The organism is Ideonella azotifigens (assembly GCF_021043325.1).
In the GTDB taxonomy this organism is placed as follows: domain Bacteria; phylum Pseudomonadota; class Gammaproteobacteria; order Burkholderiales; family Burkholderiaceae_C; genus Ideonella; species Ideonella azotifigens.
This window is the reverse complement of sequence record NZ_JAJNKD010000016.1, coordinates 16,188-35,729: the sequence shown is the minus strand read 5'-3', so window position 1 is coordinate 35,729 and position 19,542 is coordinate 16,188. Positions and strand designations below refer to the sequence as shown.

Annotated in this window: 20 protein-coding genes and 1 tRNA gene; 10 read left to right on the top strand and 11 right to left on the bottom strand. The window is 67.7% G+C overall.

Annotated features, from left to right (window positions below):
- Positions 1-28: 28 nt before the first annotated feature.
- Positions 29-1,516, top strand: coding sequence for an NAD-dependent succinate-semialdehyde dehydrogenase (locus LRH25_RS25410; RefSeq protein WP_141289937.1), 1,488 nt, complete (start codon positions 29-31; stop codon positions 1,514-1,516).
- A gap of 11 nt (positions 1,517-1,527) precedes the next feature.
- On the opposite strand, the gene LRH25_RS25405 is transcribed toward LRH25_RS25410, so the two are convergent.
- The 3 genes from LRH25_RS25405 to LRH25_RS25395 all read right to left on the bottom strand — a co-directional run bounded on the left by LRH25_RS25405 (position 1,528) and on the right by LRH25_RS25395 (position 4,802).
- On the bottom strand, positions 1,528-2,445 hold the full coding sequence (locus LRH25_RS25405) for a GGDEF domain-containing protein (protein ID WP_231012788.1): 918 nt from the start codon (positions 2,443-2,445) through the stop codon (positions 1,528-1,530).
- A 171-nt stretch (positions 2,446-2,616) separates the two neighbouring features.
- A complete protein-coding gene (locus LRH25_RS25400) occupies positions 2,617-3,378 on the bottom strand; it encodes an OmpW/AlkL family protein (RefSeq protein ID WP_141286943.1) in 762 nt (253 codons plus the stop codon).
- 26 nt (positions 3,379-3,404) lie between these two features.
- Entirely contained in the window at positions 3,405-4,802 is a 1,398-nt protein-coding gene (locus LRH25_RS25395; RefSeq protein ID WP_141286945.1) for an alpha/beta hydrolase family protein, read from the bottom strand.
- 334 nt (positions 4,803-5,136) lie between these two features.
- Here LRH25_RS25395 and LRH25_RS25390 point away from each other — a divergent pair, with 334 nt between their 5' ends.
- Together LRH25_RS25390 and LRH25_RS25385 are read left to right on the top strand one after the other, a co-directional pair.
- Positions 5,137-5,415 carry a type II toxin-antitoxin system ParD family antitoxin gene (locus tag LRH25_RS25390; RefSeq protein ID WP_141286947.1) on the top strand — a complete coding sequence of 93 codons (279 nt, stop codon included), beginning with the start codon at positions 5,137-5,139 and terminating at the stop codon, positions 5,413-5,415.
- Positions 5,412-5,729, top strand: a complete 318-nt coding sequence (locus LRH25_RS25385; RefSeq protein ID WP_231012787.1) for a type II toxin-antitoxin system RelE/ParE family toxin — start codon at positions 5,412-5,414, stop codon at positions 5,727-5,729. Before LRH25_RS25390 ends, LRH25_RS25385 begins: the two co-directional genes overlap by 4 nt.
- A 67-nt stretch (positions 5,730-5,796) precedes the next feature.
- On the opposite strand, the gene LRH25_RS25380 is transcribed toward LRH25_RS25385, so the two are convergent.
- The 5 genes from LRH25_RS25380 to LRH25_RS25360 all read right to left on the bottom strand — a co-directional run bounded on the left by LRH25_RS25380 (position 5,797) and on the right by LRH25_RS25360 (position 9,489).
- Positions 5,797-5,870 (bottom strand) — tRNA-Gly (locus LRH25_RS25380).
- Positions 5,871-5,926: 56 nt separating this feature from the next.
- Positions 5,927-6,907, bottom strand: a complete 981-nt coding sequence (locus LRH25_RS25375; protein WP_141286948.1) for an isopenicillin N synthase family dioxygenase — start codon at positions 6,905-6,907, stop codon at positions 5,927-5,929.
- Positions 6,904-7,434 carry a nucleoside deaminase gene (locus LRH25_RS25370; RefSeq protein WP_141286950.1) on the bottom strand — a complete coding sequence of 177 codons (531 nt, stop codon included), beginning with the start codon at positions 7,432-7,434 and terminating at the stop codon, positions 6,904-6,906. Before LRH25_RS25370 ends, LRH25_RS25375 begins: the two co-directional genes overlap by 4 nt.
- Before the next feature lie 7 nt (positions 7,435-7,441).
- Positions 7,442-8,473, bottom strand: coding sequence for an ABC transporter substrate-binding protein (locus LRH25_RS25365; RefSeq protein WP_141286952.1), 1,032 nt, complete (start codon positions 8,471-8,473; stop codon positions 7,442-7,444).
- Between the two features lie 89 nt (positions 8,474-8,562).
- Positions 8,563-9,489: a LysR family transcriptional regulator gene (locus tag LRH25_RS25360; protein ID WP_170200814.1), complete on the bottom strand. Its 927-nt coding sequence runs from the start codon at positions 9,487-9,489 to the stop codon at positions 8,563-8,565.
- 100 nt (positions 9,490-9,589) lie between these two features.
- Here LRH25_RS25360 and trmB point away from each other — a divergent pair, with 100 nt between their 5' ends.
- On the top strand, positions 9,590-10,327 hold the full coding sequence (trmB, locus tag LRH25_RS25355; RefSeq protein ID WP_141286955.1) for a tRNA (guanosine(46)-N7)-methyltransferase TrmB: 738 nt from the start codon (positions 9,590-9,592) through the stop codon (positions 10,325-10,327).
- 3 nt (positions 10,328-10,330) lie between these two features.
- Here the strand turns inward: trmB and LRH25_RS25350 are convergent, their stop codons facing one another.
- Positions 10,331-11,173: an undecaprenyl-diphosphate phosphatase gene (locus LRH25_RS25350; protein ID WP_141286956.1), complete on the bottom strand. Its 843-nt coding sequence runs from the start codon at positions 11,171-11,173 to the stop codon at positions 10,331-10,333.
- A 168-nt stretch (positions 11,174-11,341) separates the two neighbouring features.
- Between LRH25_RS25350 and LRH25_RS25345 the strand changes: the two genes are divergently transcribed.
- The 4 genes from LRH25_RS25345 to LRH25_RS25330 all read left to right on the top strand — a co-directional run bounded on the left by LRH25_RS25345 (position 11,342) and on the right by LRH25_RS25330 (position 14,619).
- The gene (locus LRH25_RS25345) at positions 11,342-12,067 is read left to right on the top strand and encodes a TetR/AcrR family transcriptional regulator (RefSeq protein ID WP_141286958.1); all 726 of its coding nucleotides are present in this window, start codon (positions 11,342-11,344) and stop codon (positions 12,065-12,067) included.
- 82 nt (positions 12,068-12,149) lie between these two features.
- Positions 12,150-12,803: a protein-L-isoaspartate O-methyltransferase family protein gene (locus tag LRH25_RS25340; RefSeq protein WP_141286960.1), complete on the top strand. Its 654-nt coding sequence runs from the start codon at positions 12,150-12,152 to the stop codon at positions 12,801-12,803.
- Between the two features lie 29 nt (positions 12,804-12,832).
- Entirely contained in the window at positions 12,833-13,177 is a 345-nt protein-coding gene (locus LRH25_RS25335) for a rhodanese-like domain-containing protein (RefSeq protein ID WP_141286962.1), read from the top strand.
- Positions 13,178-13,266: 89 nt separating this feature from the next.
- A complete protein-coding gene (locus LRH25_RS25330) occupies positions 13,267-14,619 on the top strand; it encodes a TolC family outer membrane protein (protein WP_141286963.1) in 1,353 nt (450 codons plus the stop codon).
- 6 nt (positions 14,620-14,625) lie between these two features.
- Here LRH25_RS25330 and LRH25_RS25325 read toward each other — a convergent pair whose 3' ends face one another.
- Together LRH25_RS25325 and LRH25_RS25320 are read right to left on the bottom strand one after the other, a co-directional pair.
- Positions 14,626-15,963, bottom strand: coding sequence for a 3-deoxy-D-manno-octulosonic acid transferase (locus LRH25_RS25325; RefSeq protein WP_231012786.1), 1,338 nt, complete (start codon positions 15,961-15,963; stop codon positions 14,626-14,628).
- A complete protein-coding gene (locus LRH25_RS25320) occupies positions 15,935-17,323 on the bottom strand; it encodes a phosphomannomutase/phosphoglucomutase (RefSeq protein ID WP_141290924.1) in 1,389 nt (462 codons plus the stop codon). The genes LRH25_RS25325 and LRH25_RS25320 overlap by 29 nt, the downstream gene beginning before the upstream one ends.
- A 245-nt stretch (positions 17,324-17,568) precedes the next feature.
- On the opposite strand from LRH25_RS25320, the gene LRH25_RS25315 reads away from it, so the two are divergent.
- Entirely contained in the window at positions 17,569-18,762 is a 1,194-nt protein-coding gene (locus LRH25_RS25315) for a sensor histidine kinase (RefSeq protein WP_231012785.1), read from the top strand.
- The gene (locus tag LRH25_RS25310; protein WP_141292082.1) at positions 18,759-19,508 is read left to right on the top strand and encodes a LytR/AlgR family response regulator transcription factor; all 750 of its coding nucleotides are present in this window, start codon (positions 18,759-18,761) and stop codon (positions 19,506-19,508) included. The genes LRH25_RS25315 and LRH25_RS25310 overlap by 4 nt, the downstream gene beginning before the upstream one ends.
- Positions 19,509-19,542 lie beyond the last annotated feature (34 nt).

Here is a 19,542-nt window from a genome sequence, read left to right as displayed (position 1 = left end):
AGCGCGCCGGCCGATTCCGGAGATTTCCATGGACATGAGCCCCACGAGCAATTCCCCGCTGAACACCTTGCGCGACCCCAGCCTGCTGAAGAGCGACGCGCTGATCAATGGCGAATGGGCGCCCGCGCCTGGCCGTTTTGCGGTCAACGATCCGGCCACCGGCGCCTTGCTCGCCGAGGTGGCCAACCATGGCGCCGAATCGGCGCACCACGCCATCGTCGCGGCCAACCGCGCATGGCCGGCCTGGAAGGGCAAGACGGCCAAGGAACGTGCGGCCATCATGATGAAGTGGTTCCAGCTGCTGCACGCGAATGCAGACGACCTGGCCCGCATCATGACCGCCGAGCAAGGCAAGCCGCTGGCCGAAGCCAAGGGCGAGGTCACCTACGGCGCCAGCTTCATCGAGTGGTTTGCCGAGGAGTCCAAGCGGGTCTACGGCGAAACCGTGCAGACCACCGACGGCAACAAGCGCTACCTGGTCATCAAGCAGCCGGTGGGCGTGTGCGCGGCCATCACGCCGTGGAACTTCCCGATCGCGATGATCACCCGCAAGGTCGCGCCGGCGCTGGCTGCCGGCTGCACCGTGGTCATCAAGCCGGCCGAGGCCACGCCGCTGTCGGCCCTGGCAGTGGCCGAGCTGGCGCAGCGTGCCGGCATGCCGGCGGGCGTGCTGAACGTGCTGACGGCGGATGCAGAGCAGTCCATCGAAGTGGGCAAGGTGCTGTGCAGCAGCGACGTGGTGCGCCATCTGTCCTTCACCGGCTCGACCGAGGTCGGCCGCATCCTGGCCGCGCAGTGCGCGCCGACGGTCAAGGCGCTGTCGCTGGAACTCGGCGGCAACGCACCGTTCATCGTCTTCGACGACGCGGACCTGGACAGCGCGGTCGAAGGCGCGATGGCCAGCAAGTACCGCAACGCCGGCCAGACCTGCGTCTGCGCGAACCGCTTCTACGCGCAGGACGGCATCTACGACCGCTTCGTCGAAAAGCTGGCCGAGAAGGCCGCGGCAATGAAGGTGGGCAACGGCTTCGAGGCAGGCGTGGTTTTGGGCCCGCTGATCGACGACGCGGCGATTGCCAAGGTACAGGAACACGTGGCGGATGCCGTCGCCAAGGGCGCGCGCCTGGTGACCGGCGGCGAGCTGATCGAAGGCCGCTTCTACCAGCCCACGGTCCTGGCAGACGCCACCGCCGAGATGCGCTGCTCGCGCGAGGAGACCTTCGGTCCGGTGGCGCCGGTGTTCCGCTTCCAGACCGAGGCCGAAGCCATCGAGCTGGCGAACGCGACCGAGTTCGGCCTGGCCAGCTACTTCTACAGCCGCGACGTGGGCCGCATCTTCCGCGTGGGCGAGGCGCTGGAGTACGGCATGGTGGGCATCAACACCGGGCTGATCTCGACCGCCGAAGTGCCGTTTGGCGGCGTCAAGCAATCGGGCCTGGGCCGCGAAGGTGGCCGCCAGGGCATCGAGGACTATGTCGAGACCAAGTACCTGTGCCTGGGCGACATCCTGAAGTGAGCCTTTGAGGCTCACTCGTCGTCGTTTGCTGCCGCCGCGCCCACGCTGCGCAGCCGGCTCATGGCCTCGCCCGAGGCCTGGGCCACGGCGCGCGACAGCAGCGCCTGCGCGTCCTTGCCGTGCGCGGGGTACTGGCCCACGCCGACCCGCGCGCCCAGCGGCACGCTGTGCCCCGTCACCTGGAAGGGCTGCGTGACCGAGGACAGCAGCTTGCGGGCGACGCGCTCGGCATCGTCGTCCGCGTCGATCCAGGCCAGCAGCACCGCGAACATGTCGCCACCCAGCGAGGCCACCACGTCGCTCGCGCGCAGCGAGGCGCGCAGGCGCACCGCCGCCTTGCGGCGCAGCACGTTGGCCGATTCGGTGCCCAGGCTGGCCTCGGCAGCACGGAAGCCGTCCAGGTGCAGCACGATCAGCGCCATCGAGGCCGGCTCGCGCTCGCGCAGCGCCAGCAGGTGCGTCATGTGCTCCAGCAGTTGGTGGTGGTTGGGCAGGCCGGTCGTCAGGTCGATGCTGTAGGCGCGGCGGGCGGCGTCGTCCTGGCGCTTGCGCTCCAGCGCAATGCGCAGCGAGCGGCCCATCATCTCGTCATTGACCTCGCGCTCGGACAGGATCTCGCGCACACCCGCCTGCAGCAGCTTCAGGCAGGTGACTGGCGCCGGCTCGGGCGCCACCACCAGCACGGCCGCGGCCATCACCGCGCGCGCCAGCCCGGGCCATTGCAGCAGCTTGTCCAGCCCGCCCGCGGTAGGCAGGTGGATCAACAAGGCCGGGCCGATCTCGCTGCCGTCTGTGACCTGGGTGTTGAGTTGTTCGGACAAGGCGTCCAGCGTGGCGCAGCTGCGCAGCACGAAAGGACCGAAACCCGAAGTGATCAGATCGGGCAGTTTGGGGCTGAGGCAAAAGACCTGGAAAGGCGTGGCGGACATGAGAGATCCCTGTGTTCGCTGTGCATGATGCCCGAAGCCAGGGCCCCGCGAACACGGAAAACACGGAGTGGGCCCGGCTGTTCAGCGCATCGGATCCCCCATGGAAAACGCCGCGGCAATGCGCGGCGTTGAACCATCAGGGCAGGCGCCGGACATGCCGGCGCGCAAAGCTCAGAACGTATAGCCCAGCGACAGCGAATAAACAACCGGGCGAAAGTTGATGTTCGCGGTGTGCGTGACCGTGACCGGCCCGTTGCCCAGGTTGGTCTGGGTGGTCGAGGTCTGCGTGCTGGTGACGTGCGCGTAGGCCACCGTGCCGACGAAGGACCAGTTGCGGTCGATCTGCCAGGTGCCGCCGACGTGGCCCGCCAGGCCCCAGGACGAATCCAGCTTGACCTTGGTCTCGCCACCGGCCGCCGCATTGCCCGAAGCGGTGTTGCGGGCGCGCAGAAAGCGCGTGTAATTGATACCCGGGCCGACGAAGAAGGACACGCCTTCTGCCACCTCGGGGAAATGGTAGTTGAGGAAGGCAGCCGGTGGCGCCTGCTTGACCAGCGTGATCTGGTCGAAGGACTCGAGCAAGTCCTCGCCGTGGATGCTGTGCTCGGCCGGCAGGCCCAGGGCCAGTTCGCCGCTCCAGGTCTTGTTGAAGCGGTAGACCAGACCAAAGCCGACGGTGCTGGCATCGTCAATGCGAAAGCGCGCGGCGTGGGTGCTGCCATCTGGGAACGTGGTGCTGGTGCCGCTCAGCGGGCTGGACTTGGCGTGCACGTCGATGTAGGCGCCACCCAGGTAGAAGGTCCAGCCGTCCAGCATGCTGCCGGAACCGGTGCCGGCATCGGCTGCGTGGGCCTGGCCAGCCACTGCCAGCGCGGCCAGCGCGGCTGCGCGCAGGCTGGTCGAAAGCGAAGGGAATTGGAATCGGGAAGTCATCGGTTTGAATCCTTGGCGCTCGGCATTCACTGGACGAAGTTGGCGAAGAAGCCGCGCACGAAAGTGGCGCAATATGGCGCCGCAGCTGCGTGGTCGTTCTCCGTGCCAGGCGTGCCGACTGCCGTGCCTGCCGCAGGGTTGTTGACCTGGAAAGCGCCGGCCAGCTGTGCAGCAGAATTGCCAAGCGTGCCAGCAATGGTCGCCGGGTCGCCACGCACATCAAGTGCTGGCACCAGCACGCCGCGCGATGCGAGGTCGGCCTGCATGTCGGTCGTGTTGTAGGCATAGACGGTCGGATCGGCCGCGCTGTAGCACATGGCCATCGGCGCCTTGGGCGTCCAGCCCAGCAGCGTGTTGGCCGCGGCGGCCTTCGCGAAGCCGCTGCCTGAGGCAAAGTAGGACGCGCGGTAGCTCTCCTGGATCAAGCCTCCGGTGCCAAACAGCTTGCGGAAGGTCGTGTCGGCGGGCAGCTTGCCGGTCGTCAACAATTCTTCCGCCGTGCTGTTGGTCGGCAGCAGCGTGGCCGTGGCCGCGCCATAGGGCAACTGGTAGACGCTGGCGGCGTCGCTGTAGACGTCACCGTAGGAGCGTTGCCAGCTGGTCAGCAGCAGCGGCGTGAACAGCGTGGCACCGGCGTTCACCGTGCAGTTCGGGTCGGACGAGCCCAGCGTGGGGCAAACATCCGGGCCGCTGTTGATCTGGGCGATGAACTTGGCCAGGTTGTGCGGGCCGGACATCGGCGCCGAGGCTGTGACGGTGAACTCGCTGGCGTAGTCGCGCTCGATGATCTTGTGCGTGGCCATCGCCACGTGGCCGCCTTGCGAGTAGCCGGTCACGAACAGCTGGGCCGAAGGCTTCACCGCGCTGGCTTCGTTCAGGTAGGCCTTGGCGGCGCGCAGGCCGTCGACCATGTCGATGGCGCTGTTCTCGGCGTTCAGGTACGGGTGGTAGTCCAGGCCGGACTCGTCATAGCCCAGGTAGTTCGGCGCGACCACGATGTAGCCATGCGCTGCCAGCAGCGCTGCGACCAGGCTGCCTTCGGAGTTGTGGGTGATGTCGGCCATGTTGTAGGCCTTCTCGATCGTCGTACCGTGCGCGTACAACACCACCGGACGCGAGCCGGTGCAGCTGGCATCGGTGCCCGAAGGAACAAAGGCCGCGGTGCTGGCCGTGGCAGGCTGGCCAGCCGGGTCGCGGGTCTGGTAGACCACATAGCGGATGTCCACATTGCAGACCGCGGCGCCCGTCAGGCCGATCAGGCCGGTGGCCGTGGTGCCTGCGTCGATCTGGGCCGTGGTGGCCTGGCCGGCCAGCTGCGCCAGAACAATCGTGGCGCGCGGGGGTGGCGCGTCGGTACTGCCACCGCAGCCGGCCAACACGGCAGCGACCACGGGCAGCAAAAACAGGGGGCGCTGGAAACGCATCCGGGAGCTCCTAAAACACTCGAGATCAAAACGAACGACCGTTCGTTTTTGTTGCCTGTGACTGTACGCGCGCGCTCAAAGTCGACCCCAGTCGGACAAACCACTAGCGGCAGGCCGCTCACCTTGCCCTGGCTCAAGCGGCCAAGCAAATGGCTTGCAGGGTCGGGTTTCAGGCCTGGCTGCGAGGCCTTGGCGCAACACCTCCAACGGTACCAAGCCGGGCAAGCTGAAGGTTTGACCCATGAAGGCATCCATGCCGCAGCACGATGCCGCCACATGAGCTGCGTTGACCCGCGTCTGGTAGTATTTATTCCTACCCACTCAGGAGGCGCCCATGTCTCAGATCAGCCGAAAGATGAGCATCTCGATCCCGCCCGAATTGGCTGAGTACGTCAGCCAGAAGGTGGCCTCCGGCGAGTACGCCAGCGACAGCGAGGTTTTTCGAGATGGCCTGCGCATGCTGCGCGCCCGAGACAGGGCAGTCGAGCAATGGCTGCTCACGGACGTTGCCGCGTCCTTCGATGATCGCAAGAAAAACGGCACCCGTGGCGTGTCAGCCGAGGAGTTGCTGTCACGGCTGGATCAACGCAGAAAGGCGAGTACCGCAGGATGATCCGCTACGAAGTCGAGTTCCTGCCGAAAGCCCAGCGGCAGCTCGCGGACCTGGAGGACTTCATCGCCGAAGGGCCACCGAAATCGCCAGTCAACGCCGCGAACTTCGTCACCGCCATCGTCAAGCACTGCAAGAAGGAGATTGGCAACCTGCCCCACGGTGGTGTTGCCCGTGATGACATCCGTCCTGGGATGAGGGTCACCCACTTCCGCGGCAGCACCGTGATCGCCTTTGAACCCGACGACCAAAGCGAGGTCGTCTTCATCCACGGCATATTCTACGGTGGTCAGGACTACGAAGCCGTCCTGGGCTGACCCAAGGTCGCACTTGCTCAACAAAAAAGCCAAGGCGGTGAGGCCTTGGCTTTTGTGTGGGGTCGTCTGGAGCGGGCGATGGGAATCGAACCCACGCTATCTGCTTGGGAAGCAGAAGTTCTACCATTGAACTACGCCCGCGAAGGCCGTGAGTTTACGCGATCCGGCAGGCGCCTCGGGCTTGACGTGCGTCAGGCTCAGTACTTCGCAAAGTTGGCGTTGACGCGCTGCTGCAGGTAGTCCTCGGCGGAAATGGGTGCGTACTTGCCGGCGGGACTTTCGATCATCACGTCGCGGTTGGCCTGGGCGAAAAAGGCCAGGCTGTAGCGCGGGCCCTGGTATTCGTCTGGCGTGGGGTTGCGCACACGGTGGAAGTTGGACGGCAGCTGGTCGTCGCTCCAGCGCATCAGCATGTCGCCGATGTTGCAGGTGATCAGCTCGTCGGCCGGCGTGATCGAGGTCCAGGCCTGCGAGTCCATGTCCTTGCCGGGCAGCAGTTGCAGCCCTCCCTGCCCTGCGCGCTGGAACAGCAGCGTCAGGCAGTCGAAGTCGGTGTGGGCACCGGCGCGCCACAGGCCCATGTTCGCGCGCTGCGCCGGGTCGACCGCGAAGTAGTGCAGCAGGCGCAAGGTGCTCTGGTAGCCGGGCCGGGCCGGGTCATGGGCGCGGGTGAAGAAGTCCGCCGCGAAGCCCAGCTTCAACGCGAAACAGGACAGCACCTGCATTGCCACGGTCCAGGCCTTGGCCTCGAAGGCCAGCATCGTGGCCTGGAACTGCGGCAGCTCGGCCTCGCTCGGCCACAGGCCGGCCATGTGCGGCCGGGTGATCTGGTAGGACTCCTTCTGGTCCGGCGTGCCGGTGGACGGCCGCACCTGGGCGCGGCTTTCCCAACCGGCGTTCAGGCCTTTCTTCAGCGGATGGCGGGCCTTGGTCTCGGCCGGCAGTGCGAAGAAGCGCTCGGTCATCTCGAAGGCCTCACGCGTGGCGGCGAGGTCAATGCCGTGGTTGGCCAGCTGGAAAAAGCCCACGTCGACCGCGGCGTCCCACAGCTGGTCGGCAATCTCCGCCTGGCGCTGTTCGAAGTTGGCCAGGTCGATCACCCGCACCTCGCGTGGCCGTTCGGTGCCCACTGCGCCCATGCGGGCCTCCCTCTTCAGTTCGTCGAGCATGGGGTTCATCGTGTGTTCTCCAGTGTTTCGGCCTTGGCGGCAGCGCTCACCCGCCAGTACGCCTCGTGCGGCAGCGCCGCCTCCTGCTGCAGCGCCGGGCCGATGACGACACACGGCTCCGGGCTGCGCGCCAGCACTTCGCGGCATGACATTTCCAGGTCGCCGGCACCGGCCTGCAGCACGCGAAAACCGCGCAGGCTGACGGCGTCGATGCCGAACACCACGCGCCGGATGCCGGCCCAGAAGATCGCGCCGGCGCACATCACGCAGGGCTCGCCGGATGCGTACATGGTGGCGCCCGCCAGCAGCGCACGCGGGTGGCGCGGCGAGGCCAGGCGCAGTGCGTTGACTTCCGCATGCGCGGTGCAGTCGCCGGTCGCAGCGTTGTTGTTGATGGCCTCGGCCAGCACCTGGCCATCGGCCGAGACGATCACCGCGCCAAACGGCCGGTTGCCCTGCGCGGCGGCCTCGGCGGACAAGGCGATCGCGCGGCGCAGGTAAGTACCGTCGGCGTCGCTGAGCAGGTCCTGCTGCATGCTCACCTCAGGCCTTGACGATGCGCTCTGCAGCGGCCGGCAGGAACGTGGGGTTGAACACGGCTTCCGGCCTGGGCGGGTTCTTCAGCGCGAAAGTGCGGGTCACTTCGTCGAGCTGGGCCTTCAGCAGTTCGGGCCGCACGGCGCCAAGGCCATGTTCGCGGGTGTCGGCCGTCACCACGTATTTCGCGGTGATCCCAAAGCGCTGCACCTCGACCTTCTCGTCCAGCATCGGCTCGCGTTGCTTCACGTGAGCCATGGCAGCAACGGGGTCGACCAGCGTCTCCTGCAGGCCGCGATTGGTCGCACGCAGGAAGGCCTTGACGAGCTCAGGCCTCCTGCTGGTGAGTTCGGTCGACGCCAGGATGGCGTTGCCGTAGAGGCTCAGGCCCGCGTCGGCAAACACCAGCACCGAAAGCTGTGCCGGGGCCATGCGCTGGAACAGCGACAGCGCCGAGTCGTGGAAGTAGGTCGCGCCGTCCACGTCGCCGCGCACGATGACGTTGTCGCGCTGCGAGAAGTCGGTGGTGACCCACTCGAAGGCATCTGCCTTCATGCCGGCGTGTTGCGCGACCATGGGCCAGGCGCGGCGGGTGGACTCGACGGCGGCTGCGGCAATGCGCTTGCCGGCCAGGCTCTTGAAGTCCGGGCCAATGCCGCGGTCCTTGCGGCCGATGATCGCGAACGGCGCGCGGTTGTAGTACTGGTAGACGGCCTGCACCTTGGCGGCTGTGCCCTGCACCGACTGGAACTCCATCAGCGCGCTCAGGTCGCCAAAGCCCAAGTCGTAGGCGCCGCTGGCCACGCGGGTGATGGCGGCCACCGAGCCCGAGCCCACGTCGAAGCTGGGCGCCAGGCCTTCGTCCTTGTAGTAGCCCTTGGCCAGCGCGACGAAAAACGGTGCGACCTGGCCGCTGATGCGGAAGTCCAGCGTGAACTTCAGCGGGGTCAGTTCGCGCTCGGCGCGGGCGGTCGGCACCGCGGCCAAGCCGGCCAAGCCAGCGGCGGTGCTCAGGTGCAGGAAGTGGCGGCGTTGCATGGGCGGGCTCCTTGAGATGGATCAAAGTCTAGGGAGCCACCCCTCATGGCAACAGGCCGAGCCAGGCCATACAGGCCATGGCCCAAGTGTTATGGACCCACCTGTCCTTTGACTTGGGCTTTGACCTGCTCGCGCAGCCATCGACTGGCCGCACTCGCATGGTTGCGCTCGTGCCAGAGCTGGTAGAAACGCATCGGCGGCAGCTCGGCGGGTGCGGGCACCACCACCAGCGGCAGTTGTGCCGCGTAGTGCTCGGCAAAGCGGCGTGCGGTGGTGAAGACCAGTTCGCTGTCCAGCAAGGCAAACGGCGCGAGATTGAACTCGGGCACGGTGGCGACGATCTGGCGCTGGTAGCCTGTCTTGGCCAGCTCGCCGTCAATCGGTCCGCTGCGCGGCTGCGAGCCGGTATAGGGCGCGAGGTGGCGCATGCGCAGGTAACGCGCCAGCGGCAGCCGACGCTCCTGCGCCAGCGGATGATCGCGGCGCATCAGGCAGACCACATCATCGGTGAACAGCGCCCCCAGGCGCAGGTCCTCGCGCGGCTTGGGGTCGTTGTTGATGACCAGGTCCACGCCGCCTTCGTCCAGCGCCTGCGCGAGGTCGAAGGCAGGGTCTGCTGGGCGCACATGGGCGCCGATGCGCGGGCCGGCTGCAGTCAGGCGCTTGACCACGCCGGGCAGGAAGTCCGGTGGCAGGCAGTCGGAGCAGACGATGTGGAAGCTGCGCTCGGCCAAGCTCGGGTCGAACACCGTGGCACCTTCCAGCCGCGCGGCCTGAGCCATGATTTCCCGCAGCGGCTCGCGCAGGCCCAGCGCCCGCTCGGTCAACACCAGGCGCGCGCCGCTGCGCACCAGCAATGGGTCGGCCAGCACCTCTCGCAGCCGCTGCAGCTTGCGGCTGACTGCCGGCTGGGCCTGGCCGCTGGCCTCGGCCACGCGGGTCACGCTGCGCTCCTGCAGCAGCAGGCTCAGCAGCTTCAGGTCGTTCAAGCTCAGTTGGTGCAGGTCGTCAGCCATGCAGTCATCATCGCCCAAGCACGACGGGCAGATCAGCACTGGCAAAATGCGCTCCCCTTCCTCGCGGCGGGCCTCCGGGCGTGCCGCCTTTCGATACGCGATGACTGCCCTGCCCAACCCACCCGCCGACCACCCTTCGGACGAGGCTTCGCCCGCCGACGAATCGGCCACGCCGCGCCGCGGCATCCGCAGCTTCGTGCTGCGCGCCGGCCGCATGGGCACCGGCCAGCAGCGTGCACTGGAAGAGCTGGGGCCACGCTTCGTGCTGCCGTTCCAGGACCAGCCGCTGGACGCCGCGGCCGTGTTCGGCAGGCAGGCGCCGCTGGTGCTGGAGATCGGCTTTGGCATGGGCGCGGCCACGGCGGAGATCGCCGCTGGCCGGCCCGACACCGACTTCATCGGGGTTGAGGTTCACACGCCTGGCGTGGGCGCGCTGCTCAAGCGCATTGGCGAGCAGGGCCTGGGCAACCTGCGCATCGTGCAGCACGATGCCGTGCAGGTGCTGGAGCAGATGATCGCCCCGGCCACGCTGGCGGGCGTGCACATCTTCTTCCCGGACCCCTGGCACAAGAAGAAGCACAACAAGCGCCGGCTGATCCAGCCGCCGCTGGTGCAACTGCTGGCCAGCCGCCTGGCGCTGGGCGGCAAGCTGCATTGCGCGACCGACTGGCAGCCCTATGCCGAACAGATGCTGGAAGTGCTGTCCGCCGAACCGGCGCTGACGAACACCGCGCAGGGTTACGCGCCCAAGCCCGACTACCGGCCGCTGACCAAGTTCGAGGCCCGCGGCCTCAGACTCGGCCACGGGGTTTGGGACCTCGTTTTCACCAGACGCTGAACCTTAACTGTCCGTCCAACTGACCACGCCTGTGTAAGCCGTAATCAGGATCAGCAGCCCGAAGCCAATGCGGTACCACGCAAAGGCGTTGAAGTTGTGCGTCGAGACGTAGCGCAGCAGCCAGCGCACGCAAGCCCATGCGGCGATGAACGAGAACACGAAGCCGACCGCAAACAGCGGAAGATCCGCCGCAACCAGGCTGTGGCGCACCTTCAGCAGGCTGTACGCGCCAGCGCCGATCAGCGTGGGAATGGCGAGGAAAAACGTGAACTCGGTGGCCGCCTTGCGCGACAGGCCAAACAGCATGCCGCCGATGATGGTCGAGCCCGAGCGGCTGGTGCCCGGCACAAAGGCCAGGCATTGCACCAGGCCGATCTTCAGCGCGTCCCAGGGCGTCATGTCTTCGACCTCGGCCACGCGGATGACCACGTTCTTGCGCCGCTCGGCCCACAGGATGATGAAGCCGCCGATGATGAAGGTGGCCGCGACGATCAGCGGCGTGAAGAGCAGTTCCTGCACCTTCTTGCCGATCAGCAGGCCAAACACCACCGCCGGCAGGAAGCCGATCAGCACGTTCAATGCGAAGCGGCGCGCATTGCGCTCCGTGCCCAAACCACGCACCACCGCGCTCAGGCGTTGCCAATACACCAGCACGATGGCCAGGATCGCACCGGTCTGGATCGAGATCTCGAAGGCCTTGACCTTCTCTGGCGTCAGGCTGCCGCCTTCAAAACCCAGCACCGAACCGGCCAGGATCAGATGCCCCGTGGACGACACCGGCAGGAATTCCGTCAGGCCTTCCACCACGCCCATCACGGCGGCCTTCAGCAGCAGCAACCAATCCAAGTGCATCTCCTTGAGCTAGCGCGGGGGGACCCCGCGAATCGGGCGGGATGATACCCGCCGCCTCGGGACAACCCTGAGTCGACGCACGTCTTAAGCACGGCTCGCGCCAAGCCTTTGCTTGACGGGCGGAACCAGCCTGCTAGGATTACTGACCAGTCAGTCATTAACATGTCCGAACCGTCCCAACGCCAGCGCCGCAAAGACGCCCGCCCCCAGGAATTGCTGGATGCGGCGCTGTCGCTGTTCGTCGAAAAAGGCTTTGCCGCCACCCGCTCCGACGAGGTGGCGCACCGGGCCGGCGTGTCCAAGGGTACGCTCTACCTTTACTTCCCGAGCAAGGAAGACCTGCTGAAGGCCGTCATCCAGCAGACGCTGGCAGCCGAGATCGCCGAAGGCGAACGCGTGCGCCAGGCGCACACCGGCAGTTGTACCGAGATGCTGGTCGATGTGCTGGCGGAATGGTGGGTCAGGATCTTCGAGAGCCCGGCTTCCGGCGTCTTCAAGCTGGTGCTGACGGAGATGCGCAACTTCCCGGAGCTGGCCCAGTACTACGCCGAGCATGTGGTGCAGCCCGGCAGCGCGGTGATCGCGCGGCTGGTGCAGTCCGGCATCGAGCGCGGCGAGTTCCGGCCGGTCAGCATCGACGTGGCGGTTCACAGCATCGTCATGCCCTTGATCATGATGTGCATGCACAAGCACACGCTGGACGCCTGCGGTTATGCGGACCTGGCGCAGTCGGACCCGCGCGCCTTCATCCGCCAGCACCTGGAACTGCTGCTGCTGGGGCTGAGCAGGCCGCAGGAGGGCGATTTGCAAGCGGCTGCGCAAGCGCGGGTTTCCGAGGCTCGGCCGGCTGAAATACAGGCCGAGAAGCTGCCTAAAATGAAGGGTTAACCCGCGCGGCCGTGCCGCCAACCCAGCGAGTCGGCGCAGTGCGTCCAGCTCGCTCGCCCTTGCCTCTTTTGCAGGACACGCCATGAACATCGAACAAGCCCGCTTCAACATGATCGAACAGCAGATCCGCCCCTGGGATGTGCTGGACACCGCCGTGCTGGAACTGCTGGCCGTCGTCAAGCGCGAGGACTTCGTGCCACCGGCCTACCGCGCGCTGGCCTTTGTCGACACAGAGGTGCCGCTGCCTGAAGGCCAGCTGATGCTGGCGCCGCGCGTCGAGGCCCGGCTGCTGCAGGAAGCCAAGGTGCAGCGCCACGAGACGGTGCTGGAAATCGGCGCCGGCTCGGGCTTCATGGCCGCGCTGCTGGGCCACCGCGCGCAGCGCGTGATCTCGATGGAGATCCGCCCCACCCTGGTCAAGATGGCGACCGACAACCTGCGCCGCGCCGGCCTGTCCAACGTGACGGTGCGCGAGGGCGATGGCAGCCAGGGCCTGGCCGCCGAAGGCCCGTTCGACGTGATCGTGCTGTCCGGCTCGGTGGCCGCCGTTCCGCAAGTGCTGCTGGACCAGCTGAAGGTCGGCGGCCGGCTGGTGGCGGTCGAAGGCGAAGAGCCGGTGATGCGCGCCACGCTGCGCACCCGCACCAGCGCTTCGGCCGTCACCAAGGTCGACCTGTTCGACACCGTGGTGCCTCGCCTGGACGACTTCGCCGAGCCGAGCCGCTTCCACTTCTGAACCCGCTTTCCCGGACGCATCGCACGCCAATGAACAGCTTGAACGCGCAGGACCTGCCCGCCTTCGTGGCCGAAGCGGCCGCCGAAGCCACCGGGCAGCCTGTGCTGCTGGACGTGCGGGAGGACTGGGAGGTGGCGCTGGCGCCGCTGGCCGTGGCCGGCGCGCGCACGCTGCACATCCCGATGAACCAGGTGCCGGCACGGCTGGCCGAACTTGCCGGGCTGCAGCCCATCGTCTGTTTTTGTCATCACGGCATGCGCAGCGCGCAAGTCGTCGCATTCCTGCAGCGCCAAGGCCACGAACACGTGTACAACCTCGCCGGCGGTACCGAGGCCTGGTCCACCCAGGTCGACCCCGGCGTGGCGCGCTACTGAGCAGCGCCCGCGCCGTGCCGCCCCGAACACCCCACCGGCCCTGTACGCACCCTTGTCTCTTGTCTCTCGCGCATCCTGAGGAAAGCACCATGCCGTTTTCTAGCGTTCGTCTGTTGAGCCCCCGCCTGGGCGCGTTGTCGCCGCTGGCCCTGGCCGCCCTGTGCCTGGCCGGCAGTGCCCACGCGCAAAGCCTGCAGGACCTGTACGACGCAGCACATCAGTACGACGCGACCTACCTCGCAGTGCGCGCAGCGACCGATTCGGCCCAGTACCGCGCCGACCAGACGATGGCGCTGCGCCTGCCCGGCGTGCAGTTGACGGCCGGCCTTTCGCGCAGCACCAGCGACACGCCCTACACAACGCCCAAGAGCAGCGAGACCAACGCCCACTCGGCCACGCTGTCGGCTTCGCAGAACGTCTTCAACCGGGCCAACGACATCACCATCGACCAGGCCGACAAGGCCGTGGTCATCGCCCAGTCGCAGCTGCGTGCCGCCGAGCAGGACCTGATCGTGCGCCTGGCCCAGGCCTACTTCGACGTGCTGGCCTCCAGCGATGCGCTCGACACGGTGCGCGCCAATAAGGCCGCGATCAAGGAGCAGCTGGCCTCGGCGCAGCGCAACTTCGAAGTCGGCACCGCCACCATCACCGACACCCGCGAAGCCCAGGCCGCCTACGACCTGGCGCTGGCCCAGGAACTGGCCGCCGACAACGACCTGCGCGTCAAGCGCGTGGCGCTGGAGCAACTGGTCGGTCGCGACAACCTGCAGCCGCGACCGCTGGCCGTGCCGGTGGTGCTGCCGCTGCTGGCGCCAGCGTCGGTAGACCCATGGGTCATCACGGCAGACGCCAACAACCCGACCATCGAGCAAGCCCGCCTGGGGCTGGACGTGGCCAAGCTGGAAACCTCCAAGGCCCGCGCCGGCCACCTGCCCACAGTGGCATTGACCGGCAGCTACACCAAGGGCCATCTGGACACCGACACCTCGTCTGGCTCGCTCAAGGGCAACAACGGCAGCTCGGCCATCGGCCTGACGGTCACGGTGCCGCTGTTCGCCGGCTTCGCCACGCAGAACCGCATCAAGGAAACCCTGTCGCTGGAAGATCAGTCGGTCAACAACCTGGAAGCCGCCCGCCGCGGCGTGGCCCAGGGCACGCGCACCGCGTTTTTCGGCGTGCAGTCCGGCATGGCGCAGATCAAGGCGCTGGAAGCCGCCGAGGTCTCCAGCAAGCTGGCGCTGGATGCCACCAAGCTGGGCTACGAAGTGGGCGTGCGCGTGAACCTGGACGTGCTGAACGCCCAGACCAAGCTCTACACCACGCAGCGCGACCTGGCCAAGGCCCGCTACGACGTGATCCTCGGCAAGCTCAAGCTGCGCCAGGCTTCGGGTGAACTGAACCCGAGCGACATCGCCGCCGCCAACGCGCTGCTCGCGAAATAAGCCCGCTCAGCAGCGCGCCAGGATGGCAGCAGCCATCCTGGCTGCCGCGCCACGGTGCCGCGCAGCAAAGGCCTGGGCGTGCGCAACGGCTTCGCTCAATGCGAGCGGATGCGCCAGCCAGTCTTTTGCCATGGCCAGTGCTTGCGGCACGTCCTGGGCTGACCGGGCCGCACCAGCGGCCAGGGCCAGCTGCGCAGCTTCGGCGAAGTTGAAGGTCGACGGCCCCACCACGATGGGGCAGCCATTGGCCGCGGCCTCGATCAGGTTGTGCCCGCCCAGCGGCAGAAAGCTGCCGCCCAGCAGCGCCACGTCGGCCAGGCTGTAGTACAGCGACATCTCGCCCAGCGAATCGCCCAGCCAGACATCTGCCTGTGCGGCTTCGGCCGGCGGCTCATCCGCCGTCCAGGCACTGCGCCTAGCAAGCGACAGCCCTGACTGCGCCACCAGCCGGGCCACGTCGTCAAAACGTTGCGGATGCCGCGGCACGATCAGCAGCAAGGGCCGCTCACGGCGCCCTGCAAACGCCTGGCCCCATTCGCGCAACAGCAGCGCTTCTTCGCCATCCCGCGAGTTCGCCAGCACCACCACGGGCCGCGCCAGCGCCGCGCGCCAGGCTTCGCCGATGGCTTGCTGCGCGGCAGGCGGCTGCAGGTCGTACTTCAGGTTGCCGGCCACCTGCACGTCCGGCACACCGGCGCTACGCAGGCGCTGCGCATCGGCCTCGCTTTGCGCCAGCGCCAGCGCCAGCGCCTGCACCGCAGGCGCCATCAGCGCGCGCAGCCGCTCGCCCTTGCGCGCGCTGCGTTCGCTCAGGCGGGCATTGGCCAACACCATCGGCAGGCCAGCACGGCCGGCTTCATGCAGCAGGTTGGGCCAGATCTCGGTCTCCATCAGCACGCCGGCCGCCGGCCGCGTGGCGCGCAGGAAGCGCCGCACGGCGCCGGGCGTGTCCACCGGCAGCCAGGCTTGGGCATCGCCTTGGCGCAACAAGGCCTGGCCGGCTTCGCGACCCGTCGCAGTGCCGTGGGTCAACAACAAGCGCAGGCCCGGACGCTGCACACGCAGCGCATCGACCAGCGCCGCTGCCGCCTTGGTCTCGCCGAGCGAGACCGCGTGCAGCCACAGCGCTCCCGGCGCGATGGCCGGCTCGCCAAAGCCCAGCCGCTGCGGCAGCGCCACGCGGTAGCCTGGCTCGGCCCGCCCGCGCAGCCACAGCCGCAGCAGGTAGGCCGGGATCAGCAGCCGGAACAGCGTTGAATAGGCGGCGCGCGCCAGCCCCTGGGACACGACGGCGCGCTCCGCTACCAGTGCCAGCTCAATGCGCGGCAGCGGCAAACTCCGCATCCGGCTTCACGGTGCGCAGTGCAGTCATGAAGTCGGTTTCGATGCGGTGCATGGCTTCGGGCGTGTGGCCTTCGAAACGCATCACCAGCACCGGCGTGGTGTTGGAGGCGCGCACCAGGCCAAAGCCGTCCGGGTACTCGGCACGCAGGCCGTCGATGGTGATGATCTCGGCGCCCGGGAACTTGGCGGTTTCGAGCAGCTTGGCAATGACCTGCGCCGGCTCGCCTTCGGCGCAGGGCACGTTCAGCTCAGGCGTGTTGAAGGCGGTGGGCAGTGCGTTCAGCACGGCGCTGGGGTCGTCGCTGCGCGAGAGGATTTCCAGCAGCCGGCCGGCCGTGTACATCGCATCATCGAAGCCGTACCAGCGCTCGGAGAAGAAGATGTGGCCGCTCATTTCGCCGGCGATGGGCGCGCCGGTTTCCTTCAGCTTGGCCTTGACCAGCGAGTGGCCGGTTTTCCACATCAGCGGCTTGCCGCCAGCGGCTTCCACTTCCGGCGCCAGGCGCTGCGTGCACTTCACGTCATAGATGATGGTGCCGCCCTTGACGCGCTTGAGGATGTCGCGCGCGAACAGGATCAGTTGGCGGTCCGGGTAGATGATGTCGCCGCCCTTGGTGACCACGCCCAGGCGGTCGCCGTCGCCGTCGAAGGCCAGGCCTAGCTCGGCACCGGTGGCATGCACGACCTTGATCAGGTCGGCCAGGTTCTCGGGCTTGGACGGGTCCGGATGGTGATTGGGGAAGTCGCCGTCGACCTTGGAATACAGGTCGATCACCTCGCAGCCCAGGGCCTTCAGGATGGCCGGGCCGGTGGCACCGGGAATGCCATTGCCGGAGTCGACGACGATCTTCATCGGGCGCGACAGCTTGCAGTCGCTGACAATGCGGTGGCTGTACTCGGGCACGATGTCCATCGCACCAATGCGACCCTTGCCCACCGTGTAGTCCTCGGCCTCGATGCGCTTGCGCAGGCCCTGGATCTCCTCGCCGTAGATCGCACGGCCGGCCAGCACCATCTTGAAGCCGTTGTAGTCCTTGGGGTTGTGGCTGCCGGTGACCTGGATGCCGCTGGTGCAGCCCTGCTTGGCGCGGGTCGCGGCCACGTAATAGACCATGGGCGTGGTGACCGCGCCGATGTCCACCACGTCCAGCCCGGTGGAGGCCAGGCCACGCTTGAGCGCATCGACCAGGCCCGGGCCCGAGAGGCGACCGTCGCGGCCGACGACCACGGCTTTTTCGCCGGCCTTCAGCGCCTCGGTGCCGAAGGCCCGGCCCAGGTGCTCGGCGACGCTTTCGTCCAGCGTCTTGCCGACGATGCCGCGGATGTCATAGGCCTTGAAGATCGATGCGTTCACTTGCATGGCGGGCGGATCCTGTGTTGTTTCCCTGAGGGGTCTGGGTCAATGTGAGACTGGCGCCGATTGTAGGCAGCCACCGTGTCGCGCTTGTCAGCGCAAGCCGCAGTCTGCTCAACCGGCGGGCGTGCAAGGAATGCGCCTGCCAGGTCTGTACCGTTCCCGACAGCCGCTGGCCAACTGTCGCATCGGCTCGCCATCCATCGCAGCCCGCTGCCGCCACCGGCAGTGCCTGCCTACACTGCAACCGCATGAAGTCTTCCATCGCCCTGCTCAAGCGTTCGCTGCGCGCCTGGTCGGCTGGCGTCCACCAGGAGCGACCGGCTGGGCCGGGCTGGCTGCAATGGCTGTGGACCGCACTGTTCGGCACCGCCATCGGCGTGTTCTTCACCTTGCTGGGCTTCATCTTCCACGCCCGCGGCGAGGACTGGACGAGCTGGCCCAACTGGCGCCACTGGCTGGGTGTGAACCTGTTCGTCAGCCTGTTCATCGCATTTTTCATCCACCTGCTGTGTGAGCTGGTGGTGCGCCTGCTTGGCCAGGCCCGCATTGCCGCCTGGCCACCCGGGCGCAGGCGGGTGGTGTTCAATGTGACGCCGCTGGTGGGCGTGGCCATCGGCTGGCCGCTGGCCACCTCGCTGGCCGGCCGGTTCACGCGCATCGAGTCCGACGGGCCAAACTCGGTCAACCTGGTGCTGGGCATGCTGGCCTTCGTGCTGATGTTCTCGGCGCTGGTCTCGCTGTACTTCAACGGCAAGGCCCGCGCCGAAGCGGCCGAGAAGCGCGAGGCCGAGGCCAGGCTGAGGTTGCTGCAGGGTCAGATCGAACCGCACTTCCTGTTCAACACGCTGGCCAACGTGGTCAGCCTGGTGGAAGCCGACCCGCAGCGCGCGCGCTGGATGCTGGAGGCCTTCGTGGACTACCTGCGCGCGTCGTTCGCCGGCCTGCGCGACGCGCAGCACAGCCTGGGCCAGGAGTTGGCGCTGGTCGAGGCCTACCTGCAGGTGCTGGGCGTGCGCATGGCCGACCGCTTGCGCTGGCGCATCGAGGTGCCAGCCGACTTGCGCGAGCTGCCGCTGCCGGCACTGCTGCTGCAGCCGCTGGTCGAAAACGCCATCCACCACGGGCTGGAGCCAAAGATCGAAGGCGGCGAGGTGCTGGTGCGCGCCGAACGCGTCGGTCGCCAGTTGCGGCTGGAAGTGCGCGACGATGGCCTGGGCTGGCCCGAGCCCGGCGAGCCGCCGCCCGCGCGTTCACCTCGCGCAGGCACCGGCAGCGCGCTGGCCAACATCCGCGCGCGCCTGGCCCACGCCCATGGCGACGACGCCTCGCTGACGCTGACGCAGCGCCCGGAAGGCGGCGTGTCGGCGCTGCTGGTGCTGCCAGTCGCCCCCGCTGCCGCGACGCGGCCCTTGCCCACTGCCACTGCCCCGAATCACCCATGACCACTGCGCTGATTGCCGACGACGAACCTCACCTCGCCCGCTTTCTCGGCGAGCAACTCAAGGCCTTGTGGCCCGCGCTGGAAATCGTCGCCGTGGCGCGCAACGGTGTGGAAGCGGCGCAGCAGATCGATGCGCTGCAGCCCGACGTGGCCTTCCTGGACATCCGCATGCCGGGCCTGACCGGGCTGGAGGTGGCGCAGGGCATCGAGGGCCCGACGCGCGTGGTCTTCGTCACCGCCTTCGACGAGTTCGCGGTGCAGGCCTTCGAGGCCGCCGCGGTGGACTACCTGCTCAAGCCCGTCAGCGAGGCCAGGCTGCAGCGCACGCTGGCTCGCCTGCAACAGCCGCTGCCATCGGACGACAGCCTGCTGGCGCGCACGCTGCAGCAGCTGCAGGCGCCCGCCGCCGTGGCCGAGCCGCCGCTGCGCTGGATCCGCGCCAGCGCTGGCGACACCACGCACCAGATCCCAGTCGACGAGGTGCTGTTCTTCCAGGCCGACGACAAGTACACCTGTGTGCACACCGTCAGCGGCCGGCAGCACCTGATCCGCACCGCCGTCGCCGATCTGGCGGCGCGGCTGAACCCGCAGCAGTTCTGGCAGGTGCACCGCGCCACGCTGGTGAACCTGAACCACCTGGCCAGCACCCGGCGCGACGAGGCCAGCCGGCTGTGGCTGAGGCTCCAGGGCCATGCCGCCGAACTGCCGGTCAGCCGCGCCTACGTGCACCTGTTCAAGGCCATGTGACCGGGCGTTCGGGCGCTCCGATGCACAGGTCCGA

Coding starts and splice junctions, on each gene's coding strand:
- LRH25_RS25315 (WP_231012785.1), top strand. CDS start 17,569: ATGAAGTCTTCCATCGCCCTGCTCAAGCGTTCGCTGCGCGCCTGGTCG.
- LRH25_RS25375 (WP_141286948.1), bottom strand. CDS start 6,907: ATGAACCCCATGCTCGACGAACTGAAGAGGGAGGCCCGCATGGGCGCA.
- LRH25_RS25310 (WP_141292082.1), top strand. CDS start 18,759: ATGACCACTGCGCTGATTGCCGACGACGAACCTCACCTCGCCCGCTTT.
- LRH25_RS25345 (WP_141286958.1), top strand. CDS start 11,342: ATGTCCGAACCGTCCCAACGCCAGCGCCGCAAAGACGCCCGCCCCCAG.
- LRH25_RS25330 (WP_141286963.1), top strand. CDS start 13,267: ATGCCGTTTTCTAGCGTTCGTCTGTTGAGCCCCCGCCTGGGCGCGTTG.
- LRH25_RS25365 (WP_141286952.1), bottom strand. CDS start 8,473: ATGCAACGCCGCCACTTCCTGCACCTGAGCACCGCCGCTGGCTTGGCC.
- LRH25_RS25325 (WP_231012786.1), bottom strand. CDS start 15,963: ATGCGGAGTTTGCCGCTGCCGCGCATTGAGCTGGCACTGGTAGCGGAG.
- LRH25_RS25360 (WP_170200814.1), bottom strand. CDS start 9,489: ATGGCTGACGACCTGCACCAACTGAGCTTGAACGACCTGAAGCTGCTG.
- LRH25_RS25335 (WP_141286962.1), top strand. CDS start 12,833: ATGAACAGCTTGAACGCGCAGGACCTGCCCGCCTTCGTGGCCGAAGCG.
- LRH25_RS25390 (WP_141286947.1), top strand. CDS start 5,137: ATGTCTCAGATCAGCCGAAAGATGAGCATCTCGATCCCGCCCGAATTG.
- LRH25_RS25370 (WP_141286950.1), bottom strand. CDS start 7,434: ATGCAGCAGGACCTGCTCAGCGACGCCGACGGTACTTACCTGCGCCGC.
- trmB (WP_141286955.1), top strand. CDS start 9,590: ATGACTGCCCTGCCCAACCCACCCGCCGACCACCCTTCGGACGAGGCT.
- LRH25_RS25395 (WP_141286945.1), bottom strand. CDS start 4,802: ATGCGTTTCCAGCGCCCCCTGTTTTTGCTGCCCGTGGTCGCTGCCGTG.
- LRH25_RS25340 (WP_141286960.1), top strand. CDS start 12,150: ATGAACATCGAACAAGCCCGCTTCAACATGATCGAACAGCAGATCCGC.
- LRH25_RS25410 (WP_141289937.1), top strand. CDS start 29: ATGGACATGAGCCCCACGAGCAATTCCCCGCTGAACACCTTGCGCGAC.
- LRH25_RS25405 (WP_231012788.1), bottom strand. CDS start 2,445: ATGTCCGCCACGCCTTTCCAGGTCTTTTGCCTCAGCCCCAAACTGCCC.
- LRH25_RS25385 (WP_231012787.1), top strand. CDS start 5,412: ATGATCCGCTACGAAGTCGAGTTCCTGCCGAAAGCCCAGCGGCAGCTC.
- LRH25_RS25320 (WP_141290924.1), bottom strand. CDS start 17,323: ATGCAAGTGAACGCATCGATCTTCAAGGCCTATGACATCCGCGGCATC.
- LRH25_RS25400 (WP_141286943.1), bottom strand. CDS start 3,378: ATGACTTCCCGATTCCAATTCCCTTCGCTTTCGACCAGCCTGCGCGCA.